This is a genomic window from Chryseobacterium sp. 2TAF14 (assembly GCF_052115105.1).
Taxonomy (GTDB): domain Bacteria; phylum Bacteroidota; class Bacteroidia; order Flavobacteriales; family Weeksellaceae; genus Chryseobacterium.
The window spans coordinates 1-4,983 of the sequence record NZ_JBFRGA010000194.1 but is presented as its reverse complement, the minus strand read 5'-3'; the positions used below and the strand labels follow the sequence as shown (position 1 = coordinate 4,983).

Annotated in this window: 5 protein-coding genes; 2 read left to right on the top strand and 3 right to left on the bottom strand. The window is 33.5% G+C overall.

Annotated elements, in window-relative coordinates; all coding sequences use genetic code 11:
• Positions 1 to 482: DUF1877 family protein (locus AB4Y90_RS15475; RefSeq protein WP_441558460.1), on the bottom strand; the 482-nt coding region annotated here is incomplete at its 3' end.
• A gap of 172 nt (positions 483 to 654) precedes the next feature.
• On the opposite strand from AB4Y90_RS15475, the gene AB4Y90_RS15470 reads away from it, so the two are divergent.
• Together AB4Y90_RS15470 and ribB are read left to right on the top strand one after the other, a co-directional pair.
• Positions 655 to 1,653, top strand: coding sequence for an LLM class flavin-dependent oxidoreductase (locus tag AB4Y90_RS15470; RefSeq protein ID WP_441558458.1), 999 nt, complete (start codon positions 655 to 657; stop codon positions 1,651 to 1,653).
• A 240-nt stretch (positions 1,654 to 1,893) separates the two neighbouring features.
• The gene (gene ribB / locus AB4Y90_RS15465) at positions 1,894 to 3,015 is read left to right on the top strand and encodes a 3,4-dihydroxy-2-butanone-4-phosphate synthase (protein WP_441558457.1); all 1,122 of its coding nucleotides are present in this window, start codon (positions 1,894 to 1,896) and stop codon (positions 3,013 to 3,015) included.
• Positions 3,016 to 3,142: 127 nt separating this feature from the next.
• Here the strand turns inward: ribB and fmt are convergent, their stop codons facing one another.
• A complete protein-coding gene (fmt, locus tag AB4Y90_RS15460; RefSeq protein ID WP_441558455.1) occupies positions 3,143 to 4,090 on the bottom strand; it encodes a methionyl-tRNA formyltransferase in 948 nt (315 codons plus the stop codon).
• Between the two features lie 145 nt (positions 4,091 to 4,235).
• Positions 4,236 to 4,983: RecQ family zinc-binding domain-containing protein (locus tag AB4Y90_RS15455; RefSeq protein WP_441558453.1), on the bottom strand; the 748-nt coding region annotated here is incomplete at its 5' end.

Genomic DNA, 4,983 nt, shown 5'->3' with positions numbered 1-4,983 from the left:
AATAATATCTGAATCAGTTTACAGTCTGTAGCGTAAGCTTTATTTACCGCATTTTTCAATTGATTAAATTCAATCAAGACAGATTCTATATCGAAAATATCTTCCATACGATATCCGTCCTGTTTTGAAATACTTTGTTTTAAGTCTTCATTATCTAAAATATTCCGGAGATTTTCAGAATGAATATTTTGCAATTCTTGAAATAATTTATAAACTTCTTCTTTTGAAAAAATCTTTGAGTATTCATTAGTTTCAATACTTTGGTGATTTTCTCTAAGCTTAAGAAACATTTTATTGGCTGATATTTTATAAAGCAGAAAATAGAGCGGATCCCACGTTTTTACATACGAAGTAAATGATTCTATATGATTAGTAAACTTGTTAATAATATCTTCAATTGAATTTTTTGTATTGATATTTTTTTCAACTTCTTGCAATATGTTCTCATCTGAGATTATACTATAGCTTACAATTATTCCCATTTTTACAATACTTATTTTTTATTTTAATTCTAAAATACAAATTAGGATTAAATTTAAGTGAAAAAAAATGATGCTAATAGTTTTTCCCACAACATACCAATCAATTCCATCAATTACAAAAAGTAACTAATGCAGTTTATTAGCCTTAACTTTGCTTGGTTAAATTTAATCAATGAAAAATTTTAATATATCAGTTCTTGATCTGGCTCCTGTAAAACAGGGGAAAACCATTCACGATACTTTTCAGGACAGTCTGTCTTTAGCAAATCACACCGAAAATTTAGATTATAAAAGATTCTGGCTTGCCGAACATCACAATATGGAAAGTATTGCCAGTTCCGCAACATCCGTTCTGATTGGTTTTATCGCCAACGGAACAAAAAAAATCAGAGTCGGTTCAGGAGGAATTATGCTTCCCAATCACAGTTCGCTTGTAATAGCCGAACAATTCGGAACTTTAGAATCACTTTTTCCAGGAAGAATTGATCTTGGCTTGGGAAGAGCTCCCGGAACAGATGGTTTGACGGCTCAAGCTTTGGGAAGAAATCCTGCCATCATCAATGAACAATTTCCGAGACAGATTTTAGAATTACAGAAATATTTCTCCAAAGAAAATTCAAACGCTTTGGTTCGTGCCATTCCCGGTGAAGGTTTAGATATTCCGATGTATATTCTCGGTTCAAGCACAGACAGCGCTTGGTTGGCTGCAGAATTAGGCCTTCCGTATGCTTTTGCAGGACATTTCGCTCCCGAACAAATGGATATGGCATTTAAAATTTACAGAGAGCATTTCGAACCGTCAAAATATTTAGATCAACCTTTTGTTTTGGCTTGTGTGAACGGAATTGCTGCAGAAACGTCTGAAGAAGCGCATTTTCTTTCTACAACATTGTTTCAGGCGTTCATCAATATTATCAGAAATGACAGGAAACCTTTTCCAGCACCGGTTGAAGATATGGATGCAATTTGGTCTGCAATGGAAAAATCAATGGTTTTACAGAAATTAAAATTTAGTTTTATCGGTAATCAAAATGAGATTGCAGAACAATTAAAAAACTTTCAGGAAAAATATCAGGTGGATGAACTGATGATTAATTCTCATATTTATGACCACCAGAAAAGACTGGAATCGTATGAGATTATAAGAAAAGCGACAAATTCTCTGTTTTAATTTTAAATCCCGCAAATTTCACAGATTCACACAGATTTTTAGGTTTAAAATGAAAATCAGATATTTTCAAATCTTATGTGTTCTAAAATATTTTCAAAATTTTAAGCTAAAAACTAATGTGACTTTATGTGTAAAAATCTTTTGTGACTTTTATGGTTAAACTAAAGCATAACATAAACCATTCATATTAATTGTTGATGCTTATTTTATTAAGTATCTTTGCAAAAATTTAAAGTAAAAATGTCAGATATTAAACTAAATACTATTCCGGAGGCTATTGAAGACCTTAAAAATGGTAAAATAATCATAGTTGTAGACGATGAAGACAGAGAAAATGAAGGCGATTTTCTTTGTGCAGCCGAATTGACAACGCCTGAAATCATCAATTTTATGGCATTCCACGGAAGAGGGTTGATCTGTATGCCGCTTCCTGAAAAAAGATGCGATGAGCTTGGTCTTGACGTAATGGTAAGCCGAAGCAGCGATCCGAAAGAAACTGCTTTTACCGTTTCTGTAGACCTTTTAGGCGACGGAACTTCTACCGGAATTTCTGCAGGTGACAGAGCAAAAACGATTTTAGCTTTGATGGACGAAAAATCTAAACCAACAGATTTTATGCGTCCCGGTCATATTTTCCCGCTTCGTGCAAGAAAAGGCGGGGTTCTGAAAAGAGCAGGTCACACCGAAGCAGCCATCGATCTTACTTGTTTAGCAGGTTTGAAAGAAGGCGGAGTAATCTGTGAAATTATGAACGAAGACGGGTCTATGTCTCGTTTGCCTGATCTACAGGTTTTTGCGCAGAAGCATGATATGAAAATTGTTTCTATTGAAGATCTGATTCATTATCAGCTTAAAAAAGGAAACCTGATCGAAAGAATTGAAGAAAGAAAAGTGCAGACCGCTTATGGCGAATACGATTTTTGTGCTTTCAGAGAAACTTCGAATGATCAGATCCACTTTGCTTTAACGAAAGGATCTTGGACGGTTGATGAACCTGTTTTGGTGAGAGTACAGTCTTCTGATTCTTATTTTGATGTTTTAACAAGATTGAATAACGGCGAGAAACCTTTATTGGAGAAAGTAACCAAAATGGTAAATGAAGAGGGAAAAGGTGCAATTATTTTCATTAATAATGTGTCTAATTCTGAAAATACATTAAGAAAATTACAGCAGTTTTTAAATTATCAGGACGGACAGCAAAAACATCCGACTGCCGCATTCAATTACAGAGATTACGGAATAGGAACTCAGATTCTGAAGAATTTAGGAATCAATAAATTTAAAGTAATTACTCAAAACCCTAATGTAAAACCTCAGGTTGGAGGTTATGATGTTGAGGTGACGGAGATGGTACAGCTTTAAGATGTGAATTGTGAATGGTCAATTTTGCTCGCAAGTGAATTTTTTACAGTCATAAAAATTGACAATGAAATGAATTGACTTCGAAGAAAATTTACAATTAACTTATAATAAAAATGGCTTGATTTACTCAAGCCATTTTTATTTCGTCAAAATTTCTGAAACCATTCAGGAAATCTTTGATATTCATTCTTTTTTTTCCTTCCAATTGTAATTCTAAAGGAAAATATATTCCGTCTTTCGTATAGATTTTAAAATCATTTTTAGAAATATCTAAACTTCCCACAGGTTTTTCATGGTTTGAAATTTCAAATTTTCCGCTGAAAATTTTTAATCCTTTTTCTTCTTCCCCAATTTTTAAAGTCGTAAAAGCTGCAGGATAAGGTGACATTCCTAAAATAAACTGATGAACTTCTTTTGAATTTTTCGTCCAGTCGATTCTGGTGTCTTCTTTGAAAATTTTGTATGCATTTTTCGGATGTTCAACTTCCGGTTGAGGTCTTTCAGTGATTGAGTTTTCTGCTAATCCATCTAAAGTTTTTACGACCAATTTTGCTCCCATTTCCATTAATCTATCGTGTAGATGACCTGCATTTTCATTTTCCAAAACCGGAATTTCTTCCTGCAATAAAATATTTCCTTCGTCAATTTTTTCATTGATAAAGAATGTGGTTGCGCCTGTCTTTTCTTCTCCATTAATTACCGCATAATTAATTGGAGCAGCGCCTCTGTAATCAGGAAGAAGCGAAGCATGAAGGTTGAAAGTTCCCATTTTTGGCATCTCAAACAAAACTTTAGGCATCATTCTGAAAGCAACCACCACAAAAACATCAGCATCTAATTTTCTCAGTTCTTCTAAAAAATCAGGATTTCTCAATTTTTCAGGCTGAAAAACAGGAAGATTATTTTCTACAGCAAAAACTTTTACGGGAGACTGATTGATTTTTTGTCCGCGACCACTTGCTTTATCGGCAACGGTTACAACGCCTACAACTTCGTGATGTGATTGATGAATGGCTTCCAGCGAAGTCTTTGCAAACTCCGGAGTACCTAAAAAAACGACTTTCAATGATTTCATGGTGCAAAGATAAAACTCTTGAGTTATAAGTTAAAAATTATGAATTATGAATTATGAATTATGAATTATGAATTATGAATTATGAATTATGAATTATGAATTATGAATTATGAATTTCCATTACTTATTACCAATTACTCATTACTTATGTCAAAGCGTAGGTTCTGAAGTTCAGCATTTTTACTTTACCTGAATCCAGCAAAAAAATTAAATTTTCTAATATGTTTTCTTTAGAATGAAACTGTAACTGCACTGAAATTTCTTCGATCGTTGCAGGTTTTTTATCTAAAACTTTGAGGATTTCCGAAGAAACATTTTTACCGAAAATAGACTGTTTGTTTTTTTCGCAAACAGTACATTGCCCGCAGTTTTTGGTGTTTTTTTCGCCGAAGTAGGAGAGAATCAATTTCATTTTGCAGTATTGCTGATCTTCTATAAAAAATTTCATTTCTTCCCATTTCTGGATTTTATTTTTCTGAATATGCTCAAAGAGTTTCCAGTAAATTCCAGCGTTTGATCGTTCATCACGTGGTTTTAGAAACTTTACGGAAGCTAAAGCACCATCAATATATTCCAGATAATTTTTCTGCTGAAGCTCTTTCAACCTTTCTTTAATTAAATGAACGCTTACCCCGATTTTCTCACTTACTTTTTGCTCGCTGAACATCACTTTATGCGTTGTAATTCCTGAAACGGACCGCAAAAGAAGTTCAATAAAATAAGCATCTTTTGAAGGAAGCTGGTCGATTTCATCAGGCTTAATTAATAGCTCGAGTGACGATAAGCTTTTGTTGCTGTTGTAAAAAATGATTTCCTGGGTATGAAGAAAATTCAGAACATTTTTAATTTTTGCCGTTGAAAGTTTGGTGAAGCTTTGAATTCCTGAAATATTG

Excerpts from the sequence above, each read along its gene's own strand:
- ribB (WP_441558457.1), top strand. The coding sequence starts at position 1,894 with ATGTCAGATATTAAACTAAATACTATTCCGGAGGCTATTGAAGACCTT.
- fmt (WP_441558455.1), bottom strand. The coding sequence starts at position 4,090 with ATGAAATCATTGAAAGTCGTTTTTTTAGGTACTCCGGAGTTTGCAAAG.
- AB4Y90_RS15470 (WP_441558458.1), top strand. The coding sequence starts at position 655 with ATGAAAAATTTTAATATATCAGTTCTTGATCTGGCTCCTGTAAAACAG.